18 protein-coding genes are annotated in these 18,182 nt (G+C 68.6%); 7 read left to right on the top strand and 11 right to left on the bottom strand.

All coding sequences use genetic code 11. The annotated features are described in order from the left end of the window. Window positions 1–22: 22 nt before the first annotated feature. Both E5F05_RS14405 and ilvD read right to left on the bottom strand, forming a co-directional pair. Entirely contained in the window at window positions 23–799 is a 777-nt protein-coding gene (locus E5F05_RS14405; RefSeq protein ID WP_129119325.1) for a class I SAM-dependent methyltransferase, read from the bottom strand. Between the two features lie 75 nt (window positions 800–874). Continuing rightward, window positions 875–2,569: a dihydroxy-acid dehydratase gene (gene ilvD, locus E5F05_RS14400; protein ID WP_129119324.1), complete on the bottom strand. Its 1,695-nt coding sequence runs from the start codon at window positions 2,567–2,569 to the stop codon at window positions 875–877. A 182-nt stretch (window positions 2,570–2,751) separates the two neighbouring features. Here ilvD and E5F05_RS14395 point away from each other — a divergent pair, with 182 nt between their 5' ends. Together E5F05_RS14395 and E5F05_RS14390 are read left to right on the top strand one after the other, a co-directional pair. Continuing rightward, a complete protein-coding gene (locus E5F05_RS14395; RefSeq protein WP_129119323.1) occupies window positions 2,752–3,165 on the top strand; it encodes an SRPBCC family protein in 414 nt (137 codons plus the stop codon). After that, complete coding sequence (locus E5F05_RS14390) at window positions 3,165–3,605, top strand: MarR family winged helix-turn-helix transcriptional regulator (protein WP_129119322.1); 441 nt, start codon at window positions 3,165–3,167, stop codon at window positions 3,603–3,605. Before E5F05_RS14395 ends, E5F05_RS14390 begins: the two co-directional genes overlap by 1 nt. Window positions 3,606–3,703: 98 nt before the next feature. Here the strand turns inward: E5F05_RS14390 and secD are convergent, their stop codons facing one another. After that, a complete protein-coding gene (gene secD, locus E5F05_RS14385; protein WP_129119321.1) occupies window positions 3,704–6,001 on the bottom strand; it encodes a protein translocase subunit SecD in 2,298 nt (765 codons plus the stop codon). A gap of 60 nt (window positions 6,002–6,061) precedes the next feature. Continuing rightward, window positions 6,062–6,424 carry a hypothetical protein gene (locus E5F05_RS14380; protein ID WP_129119320.1) on the bottom strand — a complete coding sequence of 121 codons (363 nt, stop codon included), beginning with the start codon at window positions 6,422–6,424 and terminating at the stop codon, window positions 6,062–6,064. A 193-nt stretch (window positions 6,425–6,617) separates the two neighbouring features. Between E5F05_RS14380 and E5F05_RS14375 the strand changes: the two genes are divergently transcribed. Then, window positions 6,618–7,367, top strand: a complete 750-nt coding sequence (locus tag E5F05_RS14375; protein ID WP_129119319.1) for a hypothetical protein — start codon at window positions 6,618–6,620, stop codon at window positions 7,365–7,367. Between the two features lie 63 nt (window positions 7,368–7,430). Then, a complete protein-coding gene (locus E5F05_RS14370) occupies window positions 7,431–8,606 on the top strand; it encodes a hypothetical protein (protein WP_129119318.1) in 1,176 nt (391 codons plus the stop codon). On the opposite strand, the gene E5F05_RS14365 is transcribed toward E5F05_RS14370, so the two are convergent. The 7 genes from E5F05_RS14365 to E5F05_RS14335 all read right to left on the bottom strand — a co-directional run bounded on the left by E5F05_RS14365 (window position 8,603) and on the right by E5F05_RS14335 (window position 15,734). Further along, window positions 8,603–9,136 carry a GNAT family N-acetyltransferase gene (locus E5F05_RS14365; protein WP_129119317.1) on the bottom strand — a complete coding sequence of 178 codons (534 nt, stop codon included), beginning with the start codon at window positions 9,134–9,136 and terminating at the stop codon, window positions 8,603–8,605. The genes E5F05_RS14370 and E5F05_RS14365 overlap by 4 nt on opposite strands. Before the next feature lie 92 nt (window positions 9,137–9,228). Further along, on the bottom strand, window positions 9,229–11,031 hold the full coding sequence (gene infB / locus E5F05_RS14360; protein ID WP_129119316.1) for a translation initiation factor IF-2: 1,803 nt from the start codon (window positions 11,029–11,031) through the stop codon (window positions 9,229–9,231). A gap of 59 nt (window positions 11,032–11,090) precedes the next feature. Continuing rightward, on the bottom strand, window positions 11,091–11,396 hold the full coding sequence (locus E5F05_RS14355) for a YlxR family protein (RefSeq protein ID WP_129119315.1): 306 nt from the start codon (window positions 11,394–11,396) through the stop codon (window positions 11,091–11,093). 9 nt (window positions 11,397–11,405) lie between these two features. Then, window positions 11,406–12,593 carry a transcription termination factor NusA gene (gene nusA, locus E5F05_RS14350; protein WP_129119314.1) on the bottom strand — a complete coding sequence of 396 codons (1,188 nt, stop codon included), beginning with the start codon at window positions 12,591–12,593 and terminating at the stop codon, window positions 11,406–11,408. A gap of 41 nt (window positions 12,594–12,634) precedes the next feature. After that, complete coding sequence (rimP, locus tag E5F05_RS14345) at window positions 12,635–13,102, bottom strand: ribosome maturation factor RimP (protein ID WP_129119313.1); 468 nt, start codon at window positions 13,100–13,102, stop codon at window positions 12,635–12,637. A 154-nt stretch (window positions 13,103–13,256) separates the two neighbouring features. After that, window positions 13,257–14,390 carry an LCP family protein gene (locus E5F05_RS14340; RefSeq protein WP_129119312.1) on the bottom strand — a complete coding sequence of 378 codons (1,134 nt, stop codon included), beginning with the start codon at window positions 14,388–14,390 and terminating at the stop codon, window positions 13,257–13,259. Window positions 14,391–14,564: 174 nt separating this feature from the next. Further along, entirely contained in the window at window positions 14,565–15,734 is a 1,170-nt protein-coding gene (locus E5F05_RS14335; protein WP_129119311.1) for an acyl-CoA dehydrogenase family protein, read from the bottom strand. 87 nt (window positions 15,735–15,821) lie between these two features. On the opposite strand from E5F05_RS14335, the gene E5F05_RS14330 reads away from it, so the two are divergent. The 3 genes from E5F05_RS14330 to E5F05_RS14320 all read left to right on the top strand — a co-directional run bounded on the left by E5F05_RS14330 (window position 15,822) and on the right by E5F05_RS14320 (window position 18,135). After that, window positions 15,822–16,268: a hypothetical protein gene (locus E5F05_RS14330; protein WP_129119310.1), complete on the top strand. Its 447-nt coding sequence runs from the start codon at window positions 15,822–15,824 to the stop codon at window positions 16,266–16,268. A gap of 86 nt (window positions 16,269–16,354) precedes the next feature. Further along, window positions 16,355–17,383 carry an MDR family oxidoreductase gene (locus E5F05_RS14325; RefSeq protein ID WP_129119309.1) on the top strand — a complete coding sequence of 343 codons (1,029 nt, stop codon included), beginning with the start codon at window positions 16,355–16,357 and terminating at the stop codon, window positions 17,381–17,383. A 59-nt stretch (window positions 17,384–17,442) separates the two neighbouring features. Next, a complete protein-coding gene (locus tag E5F05_RS14320) occupies window positions 17,443–18,135 on the top strand; it encodes a hypothetical protein (protein ID WP_129119308.1) in 693 nt (230 codons plus the stop codon). Window positions 18,136–18,182 lie beyond the last annotated feature (47 nt).

The raw sequence follows: 18,182 nt of genomic DNA, 5'->3' as shown, positions 1-18,182 counted from the left end.
GGGCGTCCCCCTCCGGCAATCTTCAGGTTCTCGTGGCGAGTGCCCGTAACCGCACGTAATCCGCCACCCAGTCCTGCCCATTCCACAGCGTGGGTCGTGCCAGTGCTTCTGCCCGTGCCACCACAACAGCCCGCTCCCGCGCTGTCAGCGGGGCCAGCCAACCCTGCCCGAACCCCTCCAGCCACGCCTGAAATCCGTCCGCGCCGCCCAGGACCGAGGGGCGGTCAAAGCGGTGCAGGCGCTCCACCCGGAAGCCCGCCGTTTCCAGCAGGGTTGCCAACTCGCCGGGGCTGGGAAACACCCAGGGGTGGACCAGTGCGGGAAGCCCCAGCTCGGCCAGGGCCCTTTCCACGGCCTTCCGCACCTCCAGGACGTTTCCGGCCCCACCCATCTCCAGCGTCAGCCGTCCGCCGGGGCGCAGCGCCGCGTGCAGGTTGCTGAACACGGCGGGGAGTGGCCGCATCCAATGCAGCGCCGCGTTGCTGAACACTGCGTCGAACTCGGCCCGGTAGGTCGGCTGGTGTGCGTTTTGGACCTCGAACGTCACGCCGGGGTGCCGCGCCCTCGCTCCCGCGATCATGTCTGCCGAAGCGTCCACCCCCGTCACCCGCGCGCCACTCCGCGCGATCTGCGCGCTCAGCTCCCCGGTGCCGCAGCCCAGGTCGAGAACGCTTTCCCCTGCCTGCGGCGCGAGCCAGCCTGAAACGAGGTCCCGGCTCGCCTCGAAGACGAAGGCGTGGCGGTCACGGTAGTGTTCCGCTTTCCAATGGTCCGGCGTCTGCTGATGGATGTTTCCCATACCTCTCCTGGCTCTGACCTGTGGAACGAAAAGGCCGCCCACCCTCAGGTCAGCGGCCCCTCAATCCTCATCACTTCAGTCCGTCACCGCTCCCCGAGCCGCGCTGCTCACCACCCGCGCGTACTTCGCCAGCACCCCCCGCTTGTAACGCGGCTCCGGTGCCACCCACGCGGCCCGGCGGCGGGCGAGTTCGGCCTCGTCCACGTGCAGCGTCAGTTCGCACGTTTCGGCGTTCAGTTCGATGGTGTCGCCCTCCTGTACCAGGGCGATGGGGCCGCCCACATACGCTTCGGGCGCGACGTGGCCGACCACCAGACCATAGGTGCCGCCACTGAAACGCCCGTCGGTGATCAGGCCCACGCTGTCCCCCAGGCCCTTGCCGATGATCGCGCTCGTGGGTGAGAGCATTTCCCGCATGCCGGGGCCACCCCTCGGTCCCTCGTAGCGGATCACCAGCACGTCTCCGGCGCGAATCTGGTCGCCCATGATGGCCGCCATGCACTCCTCTTCCGAGTCGAAGACGCGGGCGGGGCCGGTGATCTTGATCTGCTTCAGGCCGCTGATCTTGGCGACGCTGCCTTCGGGAGCCAGGTTCCCGCGCAGGATGGCGAGGTGCCCCTGCGGGTAGAGCGGCTGATCGAAGGGCAGCATCACGTCCTGGCCGGGGTCGGGCTGGTCCGGCACGTCCGCCAGATTCTCGGCCACCGTCTTGCCGGTCACCGTCAGGCAGTCACCGTGCAGCAGACCCGCTGAGAGCAGCATCTTCATCACGCGCGGAATGCCGCCGACTTCGTGCAGGTCGGTGGCGACGTACTTCCCGCTGGGTTTCAGGTCGCAGAAGATCGGCGTGCGCTCGCGGATGCGCTCGAAGTCCTCCAGGGTGAGGTCAATGTCGCAGGCGTGGGCAATCGCCATCAGGTGCAGCACGGCATTGGTGGAGCCGCCGACGGCCATCACCACGGTGATCGCGTTCTCGAAGGCTTCTTTGGTCAGGATGTCCAGCGGGCGGATGTCCTGCTCGATCAGCCCCAGCAGGGCGCGGGCGCTGTCGGCGGCGGAGACGGCCTTTTCCGCGTCCACGGCGCTCATCGTGGAGGAATGGGGCAGGCTCATCCCCATCGCCTCGAAGGCGCTGCTCATCGTGTTGGCCGTGTACATGCCGCCACAGGAGCCGTTGCCGGGGCAGGCCCGTTTCTCGATCTGCTCGAAGTCCTCCCGGCTCATCTTGCCCGCGCCGTAGGCCCCCACCGCCTCGAAGACGGAGACGATGGTGAGGTCTTTCCCCTCGTAGTGCCCAGGCTTGATGGTGCCGCCGTAGACGAAGATGGCGGGAATGTTCAGGCGGGCGATGCCGATCATCGCGCCGGGCATGTTCTTGTCGCAGCCGCCCACCACGATCACGCCGTCGTGCGACTGGCCGCGCGAGACGGTCTCGATGGAATCCGCGATCACTTCCCGGCTGACCAGGCTGCACTTCATCCCCTCGGTGCCCATGCTGATGCCGTCCGACACCGTGATGGTGCCGTACACCTGCGGCATGGCGCCGCCCTCGCGGATCGCGCCGGTGATGTGGTCGGCCAGTTCGCCCAGGCCGTTGTTGCAGGGCGTGATGTTGCTCTGCGCGTGTGCCACGCCGATGATCGCCTTGTCGAAGTCACCGTCCTCGAAGCCCACCGCCCGCAGCATCGCGCGGTTGGGGGCACGCTCGTCGCCCTGCGTGATGTGGTGGCTGTTCCAGTTCAGCCGCTTCTTGGTCGTCGTGTCGGTCATGCTACTAAGCTACGTTAATCACCCAGGTCAACAGGAACGGCGGCACAGACAGGTGGCAAGAAGCGGTAGCCCGGCCGTTCCCCAGCGTGTTCACGCTCAGCCTCGTTCCCAGGAGGGACAGATTGACAAAGCTATCTCCATAGAGATAATCTCTACATAGAATAAAGATTCAGGAGGAGCGTATGTGGGAATACGAGCATCAGGCGACGACTTCCGCCACACCTGAGGCCATCTACCGCCTTTGGTCCAATGTTGGTACCTGGCACAACTGGAACCCCGATGTCGTCCGGGCAGAACTTGATGGTCCTTTTGCTGCTGGAAGCCACATCGTCATGACGACGACACAAGACACGATTCATCTCCGTCTGGCGGAAGTCGAAGAGAACAGGTCTTTCGTTGACGAGGTGAAGCTGGATGGTGTGTTGGTTCGCACCATCCACCGGCTCCAAGCGCTCGAAAACGGCCTCACCCTGGTGACTTACCGCATGGAGATCACTGGCCCCGGAGTTGACCAGCTCGGACCGGAAATCGGCCCGGCGATCACCGGCGATTTCCCCGACACCATCGCGTCTCTCGTTGAATACGCCGAACGTTGATGCCTCACCAGCCCGCGAATAGTCCGGGGTTCCTGCTCTGGCACGCCACTCTGCGTTGGCAGCGTGAGATTGCCGCTGCGCTGGAACCCCTCGATCTGACGCACGTCCAATTTGTGCTGCTGGCCTGTACGTGGTGGCTGAACATGCAGGGTGAGCAGCCGAATCAGATGACGGTCTCTCGCCAGGCCGGAACCGATGTGAAGATGGCGTCGCAAGTCCTCCGTACCCTGGAGAGCAAGGGGCTGATCGAACGAATGCCTGATCCTGTAGACACCCGGGCGAAGCGGCTGAAGGTCACGGAGCGGGGGGCGGAACTGGCTCCTCGTGCCATTGCTGCCGTCGAACAGGTAGACCAGGCGTTTTTCGCCCCCTGCGACAACGAGGCGACGCTCACCTTCCTTCGCTGCCTCGCCAGTCTGGAACAGGCTGCCGGTCGCTGACCTGCCCTTCAAGCTATTGGCTCTACAACAGCGAGGAGGCGGCCCCCACCCGGAAGCCGCCCCCTCTTTTCCTAACACCTAATTCCTAACCCCTCCCCTCACGCCTTCGCGGGCCGCGTTCCGCCCTTGCGCTTGTCCTTCCACTCCTCCAGGTACACCACCATCGGCGCGACGATGTAGATGGAGCTGTAGGTGCCGACCAGGATGCCGATCAAGAGGATCAGTGAAAAGTCGCGCAGCACCGGGCCGCCGAAGACCAGCAGGCTGACCAGCGGCAGCATGGTGCTGACGGAGGTCATCACCGTGCGCGAGAGCGTTTGGTTGATGGAGACGTTCACGATCTCGCGGTAGGGGCGTCCGCGCATCTCACGCAGGTTCTCGCGGATGCGGTCGGAGACGATGATCGAGTCGTTCAGCGAGTAACCGATCAAGGTCAGCAGCGCCGCCACGCTGGCAATCGTGAACTCCAGGCCCAGCAGGCTGAAGAGGCCCATCGCAATTGCCACGTCGTGAATCGCCGCGAGGATGCTGCCCAGGCCCATGATGAAGTCGAAGCGGAAGCCGACGTACACCAGGATCAGGCCCAGGCCCAGAATCACGGCGTAAACGGTCTTCTGCGTCAGTTCCTGGCCGACGGCGGGGCCGACCGTCTCGGTGGCCTGCACGTCACCCTGGGGCAGTTTGCTGATCGCGGCACTCAGCTTTTGCACCTCGGGCGAGGTGAGCTCGGGCACCTTCACGGTGTACTGGGCACCCGCGAGGCCCGGCGTCACGTCGCGCTGGATGGCGGCGCTCTGCGGCGTGACCTTGGCGACGCCCGCACCCGCGACGGCCGAGCGCACCTGCTCGGTGGTCGTCTGCCCGCTGGCGCGGACGGTGAGGGTGGTGCCGGGGCTGAAGTCCACGCCGTAATTCATTCCCTTGGTCGCCACGACCAGCCCGCCCAGCAGCGCCAGCGTCACGCTGATCGAGGTCACGATGGGCGCGACCTTCATGAAGTTGATGCTGGTGTGGGGAATGCGGGTGGGCGCACTCGCGTTGGGGCGCCGCTGCGCGAGGACCTGGAGGCCCCACTTCGCAAAGACCAGATTCGAGAAGGTGGAGGCGATCACGCCGATGATCAGGGTGACCGCAAAGCCCTTCACCGGGCCGGTCGAGTAGTTGTACAGCGCCAGCGCCGAGAGCAGGTGCGAGGCGTTCACGTCCAGAATCGCGGCGGTGGAGTGCTGGTAGCCCGCGCCGATGGCGTTCTTCAGGCCCTTGCCCTTGTGCATCTCCTCCTTGATGCGCTCGAAGGAAATCACGTTGCCGTCCACCGCCGCGCCGATGGTCAGCACCAGGCCCGCGATGCCCGGCAGCGTGAGAGTCGCCCCGAAGCCGCCCAGCAGGCCCAGGATCAGGATGCTGGAGAACAGCAGGCCGAGGGCCGCCACCAGCCCGAACCAGAAGCCGTAGTAGAAAAAGAGCATCCCGAACACCAGCAGGATGCCGACCAGCGCGGCCATCGCGCCGCTGCGGATCGCGTCGGCGCCCAGCGTCGGCCCGATGGCCCGCTCGGCTTCGGTCTTGATCTTGATCGGGAGCGCGCCCGACTTCAGCACCAGCGCGAGCTGGCTGGCGTCCTCGGCGCTGAAGTTGCCGCTGATCTGCACGTCCCGGAAGAGGCGCTGCTGGATGGTCGCCACCGACTGAATCCGGTCGTCCAGCACCACCGCCATCAGCCGCCCGACGTTCTTGCCGGTAAAGTCCCCGAAGGTCTGCGCGCCCTTGTCGGTGGTCTGGAAGTTGACCACCCAGCGCCCGGTGGTGGGGTCGGTCGCGGCCTTGGCATCCGCGATCACTTCACCGGTCGCCTGCACCGGCCCCAGGTCCGAGAGCTTGTAGCCGCCCGAGGGCGGGTCCTGCCGGGCGAGGGTGGGGTCCGGCTGCGCCCCCTGATTCACGATGCGGAATTCCAGGCGGGCGGTGCGCTGGATGATCTCGCGGGCGCGCTGCTGCACGGCGGGGGTCGCGCCGGGAATCTCCACGACCACGCGCTTGCCGCCCGCCACGGTCACGGTCGGCTCGGCCACGCCCAGCGCGTTGATGCGGTTCTCGATGACGGTCTTCACCCGGTCGAGTTCGTCGCGGGTGGCCTTGCCGCTTTCCGGCGCGAGTTCGATCCGGAGGCCGCCCTTGAGGTCCAGGCCCAGCGTCATGAACTGGTACTGGTCGTTCCACAGCGAAAGGGGTGTTTTGGGGTGTTCCCAGGGCCGCCAGACGTACAGCAGGCTGGCGAGCAGCGTCAGCAGCAGCAGCAGGCCGGTCCAGGGGTTGGGCCGACTGGCGCTCGGTGCCGCGCGCCGGGGGGGCGGGCGACGGTTGTTGCGGTTGCGGTTCGGATTGTTGTAGGTCACAGGTGAACTCCAGGGTTCGGCACGGGGAGCGGAAAGCCGGGGGGGCGGGACGCCAGCGTCTCAGCCGCCATCCGTCTGCCGCCGCCCCAAGAGCGCGAGGCTGCGCGGCAGGGTGGGCGGGGTCCAGGCCCCAAGCGGCGCGGGGGCCTGGGCAGACAGGTGCGCCAGCCGGAAAGGTTCGGGCGGCGCGGCGGTCAGCAGCAGCGGGCCGGGCGTCGGCTGCGGCGTGGGCCGCACTTCCGGCAGGGCCGGGGCGACACTCCCCGCTGTTACCCGCTGGCCCGGGTCGGTGACGTGGGGCTGGTGGCCCAGCACCACCGCCAGCACCGACAGCAGCGTGAGGACCCCCGGCCACGCCAGCAGCCGCGACCGCCGCAGGAGCGTCACGTCCGGGCGAACTGGGGAAGGCGGGGACTCGGGCATGATCGGGAGCCGCGCACGTGCCGGGAGGGCCAGCGGCCCGGGGGAAGCGGCGTGCGGAAGCGCCCCAGGATAGCAGAGCGCCGCCGGGGCGGAGGAGCCCCGCGCCCCGTTTTAGCCGCCGTTTAACCGGACTTCCCCACGCTGGAGGGTGCCGATCAGGCTGACCGGCCATCTCACCCAGGGAGTGTGTCCCGTGAATCACAGCAAAAAGCCCAGCAAGAAGCGCCCCATTCTGTTCGCCCTCGCCGCCGCCCTGCCCCTGGGCGCGGGTCTGGTCTTCGCGGCGGGGACAGCCTCCACTCCGTCCCAGCCTGCCCAGCCGGGACAGCCCCGGATGCAGAGCGGCACCAACTATACGGACGTGTTCCTCCAGAAACTCGCCGCGCAACTCGGCGTCAGCGTGGACCGGCTCCGGGCGGCCCTCACCGGTGCCCGGAACGCCACCCTCGACCAGGCGGTGCGGGCCGGGGACATCTCGCAGAGCCGCGCCGCCGACCTCAAATCCCGGATGCAGAATGCGCCGCTGAATTTCGGTTTCGGCGGCAGGCATGGGCGCGGGGGGCCTGGCGGCGGGATGGGCGAACGCGGCCCGCGCGCGGGCTTCGGCCAGGCCGTGATCGCCGCCGTCGCCCGGGCCCTCGGCCTCAGCGAGCAGGCGCTCCGGCAGCAGGTGCAGGGCGGGCGGACGGTGGCCCAGATTGCCCAGGCCAGGGGCGTCAGCACCCAGACCGTGCGGAATGCGGCCCTCGCTGCCCTGAAGACACAACTCGCCGCCCAGGTTCAGGCCGGACGCCTCACCCAGACGCAGGCAGACCAGCGCCTCGCCCGGGCCCAGGCCGACGCCAACTTCGGTCTGACGTTCGGCCGGGGCGGGCACGGCAGACCGAACGGGCAGAACGGCCCGCGCGGCTTCGGCCAGTCCGGCGACACCTCCGGCACCTGACCCACCGTTCGCCGTCCTCCCGACGGCGGATGACTGGCGAACCTTTTTGAGGTAGAGAGAGGCATGGTCCTCCCCGCCGTACCCATACCCACCCGTTCGCTCCTATGGCAGCGGGTGGGCTTCCGTTTTGCGCCGGTCTACGGTCTGCTGACGATCACGACCGGGCTGTTCCTGCCCTGGCTCCTGCCCTGGCGGGCGGCGGCGGAATGGTTCGCCCTGACGGTCCTGCATCAGCCCTTGCCGCCGCACCTGGCGGTGAACGGCAGTGGTGACACTCTGGAAAATTACGTCCTGGCGGCCCTCTACCTGCTGACGGCGCTGCTGGTCACGCTGGTCTGGAGCCTGCTGGAGCGGCGGGGGCGCCTGACCGAGCGGCTCTTCTGGCCCGCCCATACGGCGCTGCGCTTCTACACAGGCTTCTTTCTGCTGTTCTACGGCTGGAGCAAGCTGCTGCTCAGCCAGATGCCTGCCCCCGACCTGACCGACCTCCTGACGCCGCTGGGCGAGATGAGCCCGATGGGCCTGCTGTGGCGCGCCGTCGGGGCCTCCCCCCTGTACGAGGTGGCGGGCGGGCTGGCCGAGGCGGTGGCGGGGGCTCTGCTGCTGTTTCGCCGCACCAGTCTTCCGGGCGCGCTGCTGGGGGCAGGGGTGATGGTCTACGGGTTCCTGCTGAACCTCAGCTACGACGTGCCGGTGAAACTCTTCTCGGCGCATCTGCTGCTGTTCTGCCTGCTCCTGCTGATTCCCTTTCTGCTGCGGTTGTGGGCGCTGCTGGCCCTGGCAGCCCTGGCCTACCCGCCCTTCTCGGTCCGCCAGATGCAGCGGCAATACGCGGCCCGGCCCGCCGCATCGGACCTGGCGGGCATCTACACCGTGCTGAACGATTCCCGCCCCGCCGCCTCCCGCCTGGAATACGACACCCGCTGGCAGAAGGTGGCCCTGAGCGACCGGGTTTATTCTCAGTCCGGCCAGAGCTTTTCCGGCGTGCGTATCCGCCGGGTGAGTGGCGATGAACTGCGCGGGGCCTACGTGGCTGGCCCCGCTGCTGATCGCCTGACGGTGACGCTCCGGGGCAACTCCACCACCTTCCGCTATGACCACGACCCGTCGGGCCATCTGCTGCTGCACGGCGAGGAGGGCGGTACCCCCTTCACCCTCGAACTGGCCCCCGACCCCGACGCCCGGAGGCTCACTACCCGCGGCTTCCACTGGGTCAACGAGACGCCTTTCAACCGCTAGGGCAGTTCTCCCGGCAGCAGCGAGTAGATAAACATATCCTTGCGCTCTGGACCGACGTTCTGATACTGCCGCAGCAATCCTTCCCGCCGGTAGCCCACCTTCTCTGCGGTGCGCCAGGACGCCTCGTTCCACGGTTCGACATACAGTTCGAGCCGCGAGAGTTCCGGCAGGCTCAGCCCAAAGTGGGAGATGGCCCGTAGGGCTTGCGCCGCCAGGCCCCGTCCCCGTGCGTGGGCCAGCACCCAGTACCCCACACTGGCCCGGCCCTGCGTCTGCGGCCACAAGCCGACCTGCCCCAGGGCGGGTCCATTCCCCTCCGCGATAGCCAGCGACCAACCGGTTTCCGTTCGCAACCGCTCGTGCTGCCGCTCGATAAAGGCCAGGGCCGCTGCCTCGTCGCAGGGACTCGGCACAGTGGTGATCAAGGGGATGAGCGGGTCATGCGCCGCCTCGCAGATGGACGCGCTGTCCCTGACCGAGAAGGGCCGCAGAGTGAATGGCCCGGCCTGGAGGGTCACGGTCGGCAGCATCGGCCCAGTCTGGCACAAGAAAAGAGGCAGTCCCACATGGGAACCGCCCCTCTCTTTTTGCTGCCTGCTGCTGGCTGAAAGCTGACTGCGCCTTACGCCTGCGCCACTTCCACCATCTCGCTGGCCTCGATGATGTCGCCTTCCATCACGTCGTTCCAGTCGAGGTTGATCCCGCACTCGTAGCCGGTCTGCACCTCGCGCACGTCGTCCTTGAAACGCTTGAGGCCGACGATGGTGCCCTCGTACACGACCTGCCTGCCGCGCGTGACCTTCGCCCTGGCATTACGCCGCAGCATCCCGTCGGTCACGTACGACCCGGCGATGTTGCCGCTCTTGGGGTGACGGATCACCATGCGGACCTCGGCGCGGCCCAGGTAGCGTTCCTCGAAGACCGGTTCGACGTTGCCGCGGATCAGGCGGTCCACCTCGTCGATCAGCTCGTAGATGATGCGGAAGCTCTTGATCTCGATGTCCCGCTGCTCGGCGGCCTTCTTCACGCCGCCCGAGGCGGTCACGTTGAAGCACAGGATGGTCGCCTCGGCAGTGGAGGCCAGCAGCACGTCGCCCTCGGTGGGGGAGCCGATGCCCGCCAGCATCACGTTCAGCTTCACGTCCTCGGTTTCCTTCTTGGCGAGGATGCCCTGGATGGCTTCCAGGCTGCCCTGAGTGTCGGCGCGCAGAATCAGGTTCACCGTGCGGGTTTCCCCGAGCGGCCCCATCATCTCCTCCAGCGTCTTCTTGCGCTGGATGCGGGCGTTCTCGGCGTCACGGCGCCCCTCCACACGTTGCGCCACGATCTCGCGGGCGGCGTGTTCGTTCTTGGCGCTGACGACCTTTTCCCCACTGGACGGCGCCTCGGAGAAACCGAGGACCTGCACCGGGGTGCTGGGTCCCGCCTCCTTGATGCGCCCGCCGTTGGAGTCGGTCATCGCCTTGACCTTGCCGTAGTTCTCGCCCACGACCAGGAAGTCCCCGACGTGCAGGGTGCCCTGCTGCACCATCACCGTCGCCAGCACGCCCGCCTGCCGGTCCACCCGGCTCTCGATGATCACGCCGCTGAAGTCACCCCGGGGGTCCGCCCGCAGGTCTTCCAGCTCGGCGGTGAGCGAGATGTACTCCAGCAGGTCCTCGACGCCCTCGCCGGTCTTGGCGCTGACCGGCACCACGATCAGGTCGCCGCCGTACTCCTCCGGCACGAGGTTGAGCTGCGTCAGGTCGGTCTTGACGCGCTCGGGGTCGGCCTGCGGGAGGTCCACCTTGTTGATCGCCACCAGCATCGGCACCTTGGCCGCCTGCGCGTGCGCGATGGCCTCGCGCGTCTGCGGCATCAGCGAGTCGTCGGCGGCGATCACGATGATGGCGATATCGGCCACGTTCGCCCCGCGCGCGCGGATGGTGGTAAAGGCCTCGTGGCCGGGCGTGTCGATGAAGACGACCCGGCCCTTGCTGGTCTTGGCCTCGAAGGCCCCGACGTGCTGGGTGATGCCGCCCGCTTCCTTGGCGGCGACCTTCGTCTTGCGGATGTAGTCCAGCAGTGAGGTCTTGCCGTGGTCCACGTGCCCCATGATCGTGACCACCGGGGCGCGGTGGGGGACTTCCCGGGCGGGGGCCTGCGGCTCGCGCTCGGCGGTGGCGGTCGCGGTCGCCTGGGGCGCGCTCTGGGCCTCGGGTTGCGCGGGTGTGGGCTGGGGCGCACTCGCCGGAGCGGTCGCCGCGTCCGCGCTGGCCGCCTGCCCTTCCTCCTCCAGAATCTGCTTGATGAGTTCAACGGTGTCTTCCTCGATGGTGCTGCTCACGCTCTTGTAGGAAACGCCGAGGCTATCGAGGAGTTCCAGCATTTTTGCGTTGTCCACGCCAAGGTCTTTGGCGAGGGTATAAATCCGAACTTTCGACATGCTCACCTCCGGTGAGGCCCGCGCGCCCGCCGGAGGTCCGGCCGGGGGCGGGCAGAAGATCAGGTTGTCATGGGCTGATCCATAGGTGTGTTCAGGGCCTGCAATTGCGCGCTGACCGCCGGGGCGTCTCCCCGGAAGGCCCGCCGCAGCCGCTTTTCCTGCCAGCAGTCCGGCGAGTCGGCGCACACATAGGCGCCCCGGCCCGTCCGTTTGCCCGGCAGCACCCGCCAGCCCGCTGAAGTCCGCGTCACGCGCACAAACTCGCCCTGGGGGCGCTTGCGGCGGCAGGCGACGCAGGTGCGCTCGGGACAGTGCCGTTCAGGACTGGGCCGTTCAGGATTGGGGGGCGTGCTGGGGGCGGCCATAGGTCGGGCTTACTCCTGCTCGTCGTCCGGGCTGGCGGTCGCGACCGACTTGCTGTCCTTGAAGAGGGCGTCGAAGGCAGACTGGGCGCTGCCGCTCCGCTCGCGGCCCGCCTGCTCGTCCTGCATCGCCTGCTGCATCGCGGCGTCGAGGTCGCTGACGGCGGCGGTTTCGCGCAGGTCGATCTTGTAGCCGGTCAGCTTGGCCGCGAGTCTCACGTTCTGCCCGCCCTTGCCGATGGCGAGCGAGAGCTGGTCGGGCGTGACCGTCACGGTCGCCTCGCGGGTGTCGGGGTGCAGGTCGATCAATCCCACCTTGGCGGGCGAGAGCGCGTTGCGGATGAAGTCGCGCGGGTTGGCGTCCCACAGGATCACGTCCACCCGCTCGCGCCCGAGTTCGCCGGTCACGGCCTGGATGCGGTTGCCGCGGTGCCCGATGCACGCGCCGATAGGGTCCACGTTGGGGTTGTGGCTGAACACCGCGACCTTGGAGCGCTGCCCCGCCTCGCGGGCGATGGCCTTGACCTCGACGATGCCGTTGGCGACTTCGGGGATTTCCTGCCGCAGCAGGTAGTCCAGCAGCCGCTCGTCGGCCCGGCTGGCGAGGATGGTCGGCCCCTTGGGCGTCTTGCGGACTTCCTTGAGGTAGATCTTGACGCGGTTGCCGGGCACCAGCTTCTCGCCGGGGATCTGCTCGCGCGGCGGCAGGATCGCCTCGCCCGCGCCCAGTTCGACAAACCAGTTGCCCTTGTTGTCGCTGCGGACCACCTGGGCGGTCAGCACCTGGCCCTCGCGGTCCTTGTACTCGTTGTAGACCACGTTGCGCTCGGTTTCGCGCATCTTCTGCGTCAGCGTCTGCTTGGCGGCCTGGAGGGCGATCCGTGAGAACTTCTCGCGGTCCACCGGAAACTCCATCTCCATGCCGATCTCGACGCCGGGATCAAGTTCGAGGGCGTCCGCCAGCGAAATCTGGAGGTTCTCGTCCTCGACCTTCTCGACCACCTCGCGCACGATCAGCACTTCGAGTTCGCCGCTGACCGGGTCGAGGTGGACTTCCACCCGGCGGTCGGGTTCCACGTTGCGGGTGTAGGCCTGGGCGAGCGACTGCTCGAAGGCCTCGATGAGCTGCATCTCGTTGATGTTGCGGGCCTGCGCGACTTCACGCAGCGCGTCCGCGAAATTGAATTCACCTTGGGTCATCCCACTCTTCCTTCCTGTTGTTCCCTGCCGTTCGGGGGGGGTTAGCGGTGCCGGTCCGGAAACTCGGCCAGGTTGCCCTGGAACGTCCCGACCGTCAGGGTCACGTCCTCGCCCGCCACATCGAAGGTGACCTGCTCGCCGTCCACGGCCTTGATCGGGGCGGTGAAGCTGTGGCCGTCGCCCCGCACCCTGGCCTTGAGGCCCAGCATCCGCTCGTAGTGTCGGGCACGCGTCAGCGGCCGTTTGGCTCCCGGCGATTCCAGTTCCAGGCGGTACTCGCCCGAGATGGGGTCCACGCGGTCGAATTCGGTACCGACCGCCCGGCTGGCGCTTTCGAGGTCCTCGACGGTCACGGGCTCCTCGTCCAGACGGTCCATACGAATGACGACGATGGGCCTTCTGCCGGGGTTCTGCACCTGCACGTCCAGCACCTCGAAGCCCAGGGGCCTCAGGACGCCGTCCGCGAGGGTGTGGAGGTTATTTGAATTGTTGGCTGCGTTGTTATTCATATTGTGGGCCGCGTATGGCGGGCCGGAAACCACCCCCTCCACGAAAAAAGGTGGGGCAGAGCACCCACCTCAGTTCGAGGATTTCTGAAGGAAGTATAACTCAATTTTGCCGCCTGGCGGGGCGTGCCGTCACAAAGGGCAGGATCGGCGGCGTTCAGTTGGCGGGCGTGTCGTTCCCCAGCCGCACGGTCACGTCCGCGCCGGGCACGCCGCCCTGCTGCGTGATCTGCCCGTGGCCCACATCGCGCAGCACGGCCGCCGCCGCGGTGCCGGTCACGGTGGTGGGGGCGTCGGTGCGGGTTTCCTGGACGATCCGCACGTCCTGGTAGCCCAGACCTTCCAGGCGGGTCTTGAGACGGCGGGCGCTGCCGTCGGGCGCGGCGGTGTTCACGACGGCCACGGTCAGGGGGCGCGGGTCGTTGGGGTCGCGGAACTGCTCGGCCACCAGCTCGTGCAGCGCGGCGCGGTCGGGCAGCCAGGTGCCGCCATTGCCGAAGCTGCCGGGGACGGTGTGCATGTTGACCTTCAGGCCGCCCAGCGCCGCGCCCAGCAGCGCCCCCACGTCCTCCCGCGTCAGATTGGTCTTGGTGTTCTGGTCCAGTGCGCCGACCATGCCGGGCAGCCGCCACCAGTTGAGCGGGTTCTTCATCCGGCCCACCAGCGCGCTCAGGTACGTCTGCTGCCGCGCCACCCGGCCGATGTCGCCCAGGCCGTCATGACGGAAGCGCAGGAAGCCTTCCGCTTGCTGCCCGTTCAGGTGCTGACGGCCCGGCTGGAGATCGATGTGGAGGTGTCCGGCCGTGTCGTCGTACTTCATGCGCTTGGGCACGTCCAGCGTCACGCCGCCCGCCGCGTCGGTCAGCGAGCGCACGGCATGCAGAGAGAGGAGCGCGTAGCCGTCTATTGGCACCCCCGTCAGGTTCTCGACCGCGTTTACCAGCATCTCCGGCCCGCCGTGGACGTTCGACCCGTTGATCTTGCCGAAGCCCCAGCCCGGGATGTTCACCCAGGTGTCGCGCGGAATGCTCAGCAAATTCGCCGTGCCGTCCGGCCGCACCTGCGCCAGCACGATGGTGTCGGTCAGGCCGGTGTAATCCTCGGGCGCTGCCGGATACGGCCAGACCGGACTCGGCGGGTAATTGGGCGTGACCCCGGCCAGCAGCAGCGTGACGGGACCGTCCGCCTTGCGGGGCAGCGCGCCGTAACGTGTCAGCGCGGGGAAGGCGGGAGCGGACAGGGCCACCAGGCCCGCGAGAATGACCAGAAGAACAAGGACAGCGCGGCGCACGCGGCGAGTGTAACGGCCACGCTGATGAGGCACAATCGGGGAACCGATATCCGGCCGGGTGCCGTGGTCCGGCGGGGCCGTGCGCCCTGAAAACCAGGCTCCAGAAATGCCTTTGTGTTCTGAACTTTGTGTTCTGAACTTGTCCCGGGAATGCGGCCGGGCGAGCCGCGCCGCTCAGCGTCTGGCCTCCACCCCCAACACCTGTGCCCCCAGCGAGGCGTAACTCACCTCGTCGGCGGGCGGATGGGTCAGGCCCGCGCGGGCGTCGCGCAGCAGGCGCTCCAGCGGCAGCGCGGGCGTGAGGGCCGCGCCCCCCGCCGTCCGCACCGCGAGGTCGGTCGCGCTCACGGCGGCGTTGGTGGCGTACGCTTTGGCCGCCGCGAGGCCGGGCACGGCGTCCGCGTTCGGCGCGGCGTCCCAGGTTCGGGTCGCTTCCAGCAGCAGCGCGCGGGCGGCATGCAGTTCGGTGGCGATCCGCCCCACGTTCTCCTGCACGCGCGGCAGAGTGGCGATGGGCGCTCCCAGGGCAGTCGGCACCCGCTCGCGGGCATAGGCGGCCAGGGCGTGCAGGGCCGCGAAGCCCACCCCCAGGTACGTCGCCGCAATCGCCGTCCAGAACCACGCGCTGCTCGCGGGGTGGCCCGGCGCGGGCGGCGCCACGTGGTCCCCCGGCACCGCGACCTCCTGAAAGATCACGTCGTGGCTGCCGCTGCCCCGCAGCGCGAGCGCCCCGGTCCAGGTCGGCTCTACAGTCACGCCGGGCGCGTCCAGCGGGACCAGCACGCGGACGACTTCCTCCTCCGGCGCGGCGGCGGTCACCAGGGCGAAGCTCAGCGCGCGGGCACCCGTCGACCACGTCTTGCGGCCGCTGACCCGCCAGCCGTCCCCCTCCGGCACAGCGGTGGTCCGGGGCAGGCCGCCGCGTGAGGGGCTGCCCAGTTCCGGTTCGCTCGCCAGCGAGTTCACCAGCCTGCCCTCCACGCTCGCGCGGGCGAGGGCCGAGAGCAGCGGCTCCGGCAGGGTCCGCCCCTGAAGGTGCTGGCTTTGAAAGGCCGAGCCGACCACGTGCCCGTGCATCGCCAGCACCAGGCCCAGCCCCGCGTCCGCCTCTCCCAGCGCCAGTTGTGCCGCCGCGAACTGCTCCAGGCTGGCCCCCAGGCCGCCCGCCTCCCGGGGCAGCGTCAGGCGCGTGTACCCGCTCGCCCGCAGGGCCGCCGCCGCTTCCGGCGTCACGTCCTGGGCGGCCTCGCAGGCGTCGGCGTGGGCGCGGATGGCGCGTGTGGCCCGGTCGGTCACGGCCTGCATTTCGGGGGGGAGCCGGGTGGGGGAGGGGCCTCGCGTCATGTCCGGCAGGCTAGCGCGGCGCGGTCAGGGGAGAGGCACCGACTGGTCTATAGTGTTTCGTTTAAAACAGAATATAATCTAGCTACTATGTCTAAAGCCTCACGCGATTCCGCCCGCGCCGTCATTCAGGCCCGTTTCCGGGACAGTGTGGACCGCGATGTCAGCGGTCTGGCCGCCCAGTCCTGTCAGGAGCGGGGGCTGCTCGCGCCGGACGGCACCCCGGCCCAGGCCCTCTGCCTCGGCAGCCACCTGCCCGTCACGCATCTGATCTGGGCGGGGTTCCAGCCGGACTGGGCGGAGGTCGTGTACGTCTACGACGGGAGCCGGACCGAGCAGACCCGCTACCTGAATGCCAAGCTGCACCTGACGGTCACGCTCGCCGCCGCCGGGGACGAGGCCACGCCCGGCGTGCGGGCGGCACTTCTGGAGGCCCAGCGCGCCCTGCACACGCTCTGGCTGATCTGGGCCGGGTATCAGGCCACCACCACCGACGCCCTCGCCCACGCGGTCACCGAGTTCGAGGACGTGCGGTAGTCACGTGCCGGGGCGGTGACGGTGAAGACCGGGCGCCCCCGGGGTAGGCTTGAGCGGCACCCCAGCTTTCCCAGGAGGTTCTGCCCATGACCCAGCCCACCCCCAGCCTGCCCGAACCCCATCTGCCCGAACAGTTCCGTGCCCTGCGCGCCGTCAAGGACGAGACGGGCGTGCGGCCCGAGTTCCAGACCCTCACCCTCACCGATCTGCCGGAAGGGGACACCCTGGTCCGCGTCACGCACTCCAGCCTGAACTACAAGGACGGCCTCGCGGTCGCGGGCAGGCCCGGCGTGCTGAAGTCCTATCCGATGACGCCGGGCATTGACTTGGCGGGCACGGTGGTGCAGGACCAGACGGGAACGTATCAGCCCGGTGACGCCGTCCTGCTGACCGGCTGGGGCATCGGTGAGCGTCAGGACGGGGGGTATGCCGAGTATGCGCGGGTCAAGGCGGGCTGGCTGGTCCCTCTGCCCGAAGGCACCACTCCCCAATGGGCCATGAGTGTCGGCACGGCGGGCTTCACGGCCATGCTGGCGGTGATGGCGCTGGAGGAGCACGGCGTCACCCCCGGCAGCGGTGAGGTGCTGGTCACGGGCGCGGCGGGCGGCGTGGGCAGCACCGCCGTCGCCCTGCTCGCGGCGGCAGGCCATACCGTGACCGCCAGCACGGGCCGCCCCGAGGAGGAGGCTTACCTCCGTTCCCTCGGCGCGTCGAACGTGATCGGCCGTGAGGAACTCCCCGCGCTGAAGCGCCCGCTGGAAAAGGAACGCTGGGCCGGTGTGGTGGACAGCGTCGGCGCGGACACCCTCGCGGGGGCGCTCGCCAGCACGCGCACCCACGGCGCAGTCGCGGCCTGTGGGCTGGCGGGCGGGAGCACCCTGGACACCACCGTCTTTCCCTTCATCCTGCGCGGCGTGAACCTGCTGGGGATCGACTCGGTCAACTGTCCGTCGGAGCGGCGCCGCGCGGCCTGGGCACGCCTGGCCCGCGACCTCCCCGCCGACAAACTCGCCGACGTGACGCAGGTTCGCCCGCTGAGCGATGTGCCCGGGCTGGCGCAGGAGATTCTGGCGGGGCAGGTGCGGGGCCGGACCGTGATCGACGTGACCCGCTGAGGGGCGCCGCGCGGCAGTTCGCGGCGAAGGTGGCATGTATCACCTACAGTGAGGGTGAGATGAACCATCCGCCACGTGTCTTGCTGTTCGCTGGTGCCGCCCTCGCCCTGACCGCCTGCGGCGGCTCCTCTCCACCCCAGGCGTCCGATCAACCGCCGGTCACGGTCATCAACGGGAAGGTCGTGACCTGGAGCGGTGCGGGGACCGTCGGCGTGCCCGAGCTGGCGACCGTGAGCACGCCGGTGAGCGCGGACGGTACCTTCACGCTGACCCTGCCGGGGGAGGCGGCGCTGACGGGGCAGACCATGACTGCTTCCGGGGTGATGGCCGCCCTGAACTGTTCCGGGTCGCTCACGAGCAGCGCGGTGGGGACACGCGGCTTCCTGGTGGCGGCCCTGACGGCACGTGACGCGAGCGGAGCGCGGCAGGTGAGCGCGGTGGAGGGCGCCAAGACCGGCCTGCTGAGCCGCAGCGTCCATGCCCGCGTGTGGCTGTACGCGGACGGCGCAACCCAGCTCCGGGGCACGGTCAACTGCGCGAAGCTGCTGAACATCTCCCAGATCAGCGATCTGCCGGTCACCGTCGCCGTCAACACGCAGCGCGGCTGGAACGTGGTGGACCTGTCCATCGAGGCCAGTGCAAACGTCTTCGGGCAGGTGAGCGCCGCGGGTACGGCGGTCAACTCGGCGGCGGGTAGCGCGCAGACCACCTGGCGAACGATGGCCGAACTTCAGGCGCAGATCGCCTTCTAAATCCTGCGGCGCTCCGGCAGGCATTCGCTGCACGCGCCGCATTCTTC

Source organism: Deinococcus metallilatus (genome assembly GCF_004758605.1).
In the GTDB taxonomy this organism is placed as follows: Bacteria; Deinococcota; Deinococci; order Deinococcales; family Deinococcaceae; genus Deinococcus; species Deinococcus metallilatus.
Note: the sequence above shows the minus strand (reverse complement) of the source record. Positions and strands in the feature narration are given on the sequence as shown.

Excerpts from the sequence above, each read along its gene's own strand:
- E5F05_RS14405 (WP_129119325.1), bottom strand. The coding sequence starts at position 799 with ATGGGAAACATCCATCAGCAGACGCCGGACCATTGGAAAGCGGAACAC.
- ilvD (WP_129119324.1), bottom strand. The coding sequence starts at position 2,569 with ATGACCGACACGACGACCAAGAAGCGGCTGAACTGGAACAGCCACCAC.
- E5F05_RS14395 (WP_129119323.1), top strand. The coding sequence starts at position 2,752 with ATGTGGGAATACGAGCATCAGGCGACGACTTCCGCCACACCTGAGGCC.
- E5F05_RS14390 (WP_129119322.1), top strand. The coding sequence starts at position 3,165 with ATGCCTCACCAGCCCGCGAATAGTCCGGGGTTCCTGCTCTGGCACGCC.
- E5F05_RS14380 (WP_129119320.1), bottom strand. The coding sequence starts at position 6,424 with ATGCCCGAGTCCCCGCCTTCCCCAGTTCGCCCGGACGTGACGCTCCTG.
- E5F05_RS14370 (WP_129119318.1), top strand. The coding sequence starts at position 7,431 with ATGGTCCTCCCCGCCGTACCCATACCCACCCGTTCGCTCCTATGGCAG.
- E5F05_RS14365 (WP_129119317.1), bottom strand. The coding sequence starts at position 9,136 with ATGCTGCCGACCGTGACCCTCCAGGCCGGGCCATTCACTCTGCGGCCC.
- infB (WP_129119316.1), bottom strand. The coding sequence starts at position 11,031 with ATGTCGAAAGTTCGGATTTATACCCTCGCCAAAGACCTTGGCGTGGAC.
- E5F05_RS14355 (WP_129119315.1), bottom strand. The coding sequence starts at position 11,396 with ATGGCCGCCCCCAGCACGCCCCCCAATCCTGAACGGCCCAGTCCTGAA.
- nusA (WP_129119314.1), bottom strand. The coding sequence starts at position 12,593 with ATGACCCAAGGTGAATTCAATTTCGCGGACGCGCTGCGTGAAGTCGCG.
- rimP (WP_129119313.1), bottom strand. The coding sequence starts at position 13,102 with ATGAATAACAACGCAGCCAACAATTCAAATAACCTCCACACCCTCGCG.
- E5F05_RS14335 (WP_129119311.1), bottom strand. The coding sequence starts at position 15,734 with ATGACGCGAGGCCCCTCCCCCACCCGGCTCCCCCCCGAAATGCAGGCC.
- E5F05_RS14330 (WP_129119310.1), top strand. The coding sequence starts at position 15,822 with ATGTCTAAAGCCTCACGCGATTCCGCCCGCGCCGTCATTCAGGCCCGT.
- E5F05_RS14325 (WP_129119309.1), top strand. The coding sequence starts at position 16,355 with ATGACCCAGCCCACCCCCAGCCTGCCCGAACCCCATCTGCCCGAACAG.
- E5F05_RS14320 (WP_129119308.1), top strand. The coding sequence starts at position 17,443 with ATGAACCATCCGCCACGTGTCTTGCTGTTCGCTGGTGCCGCCCTCGCC.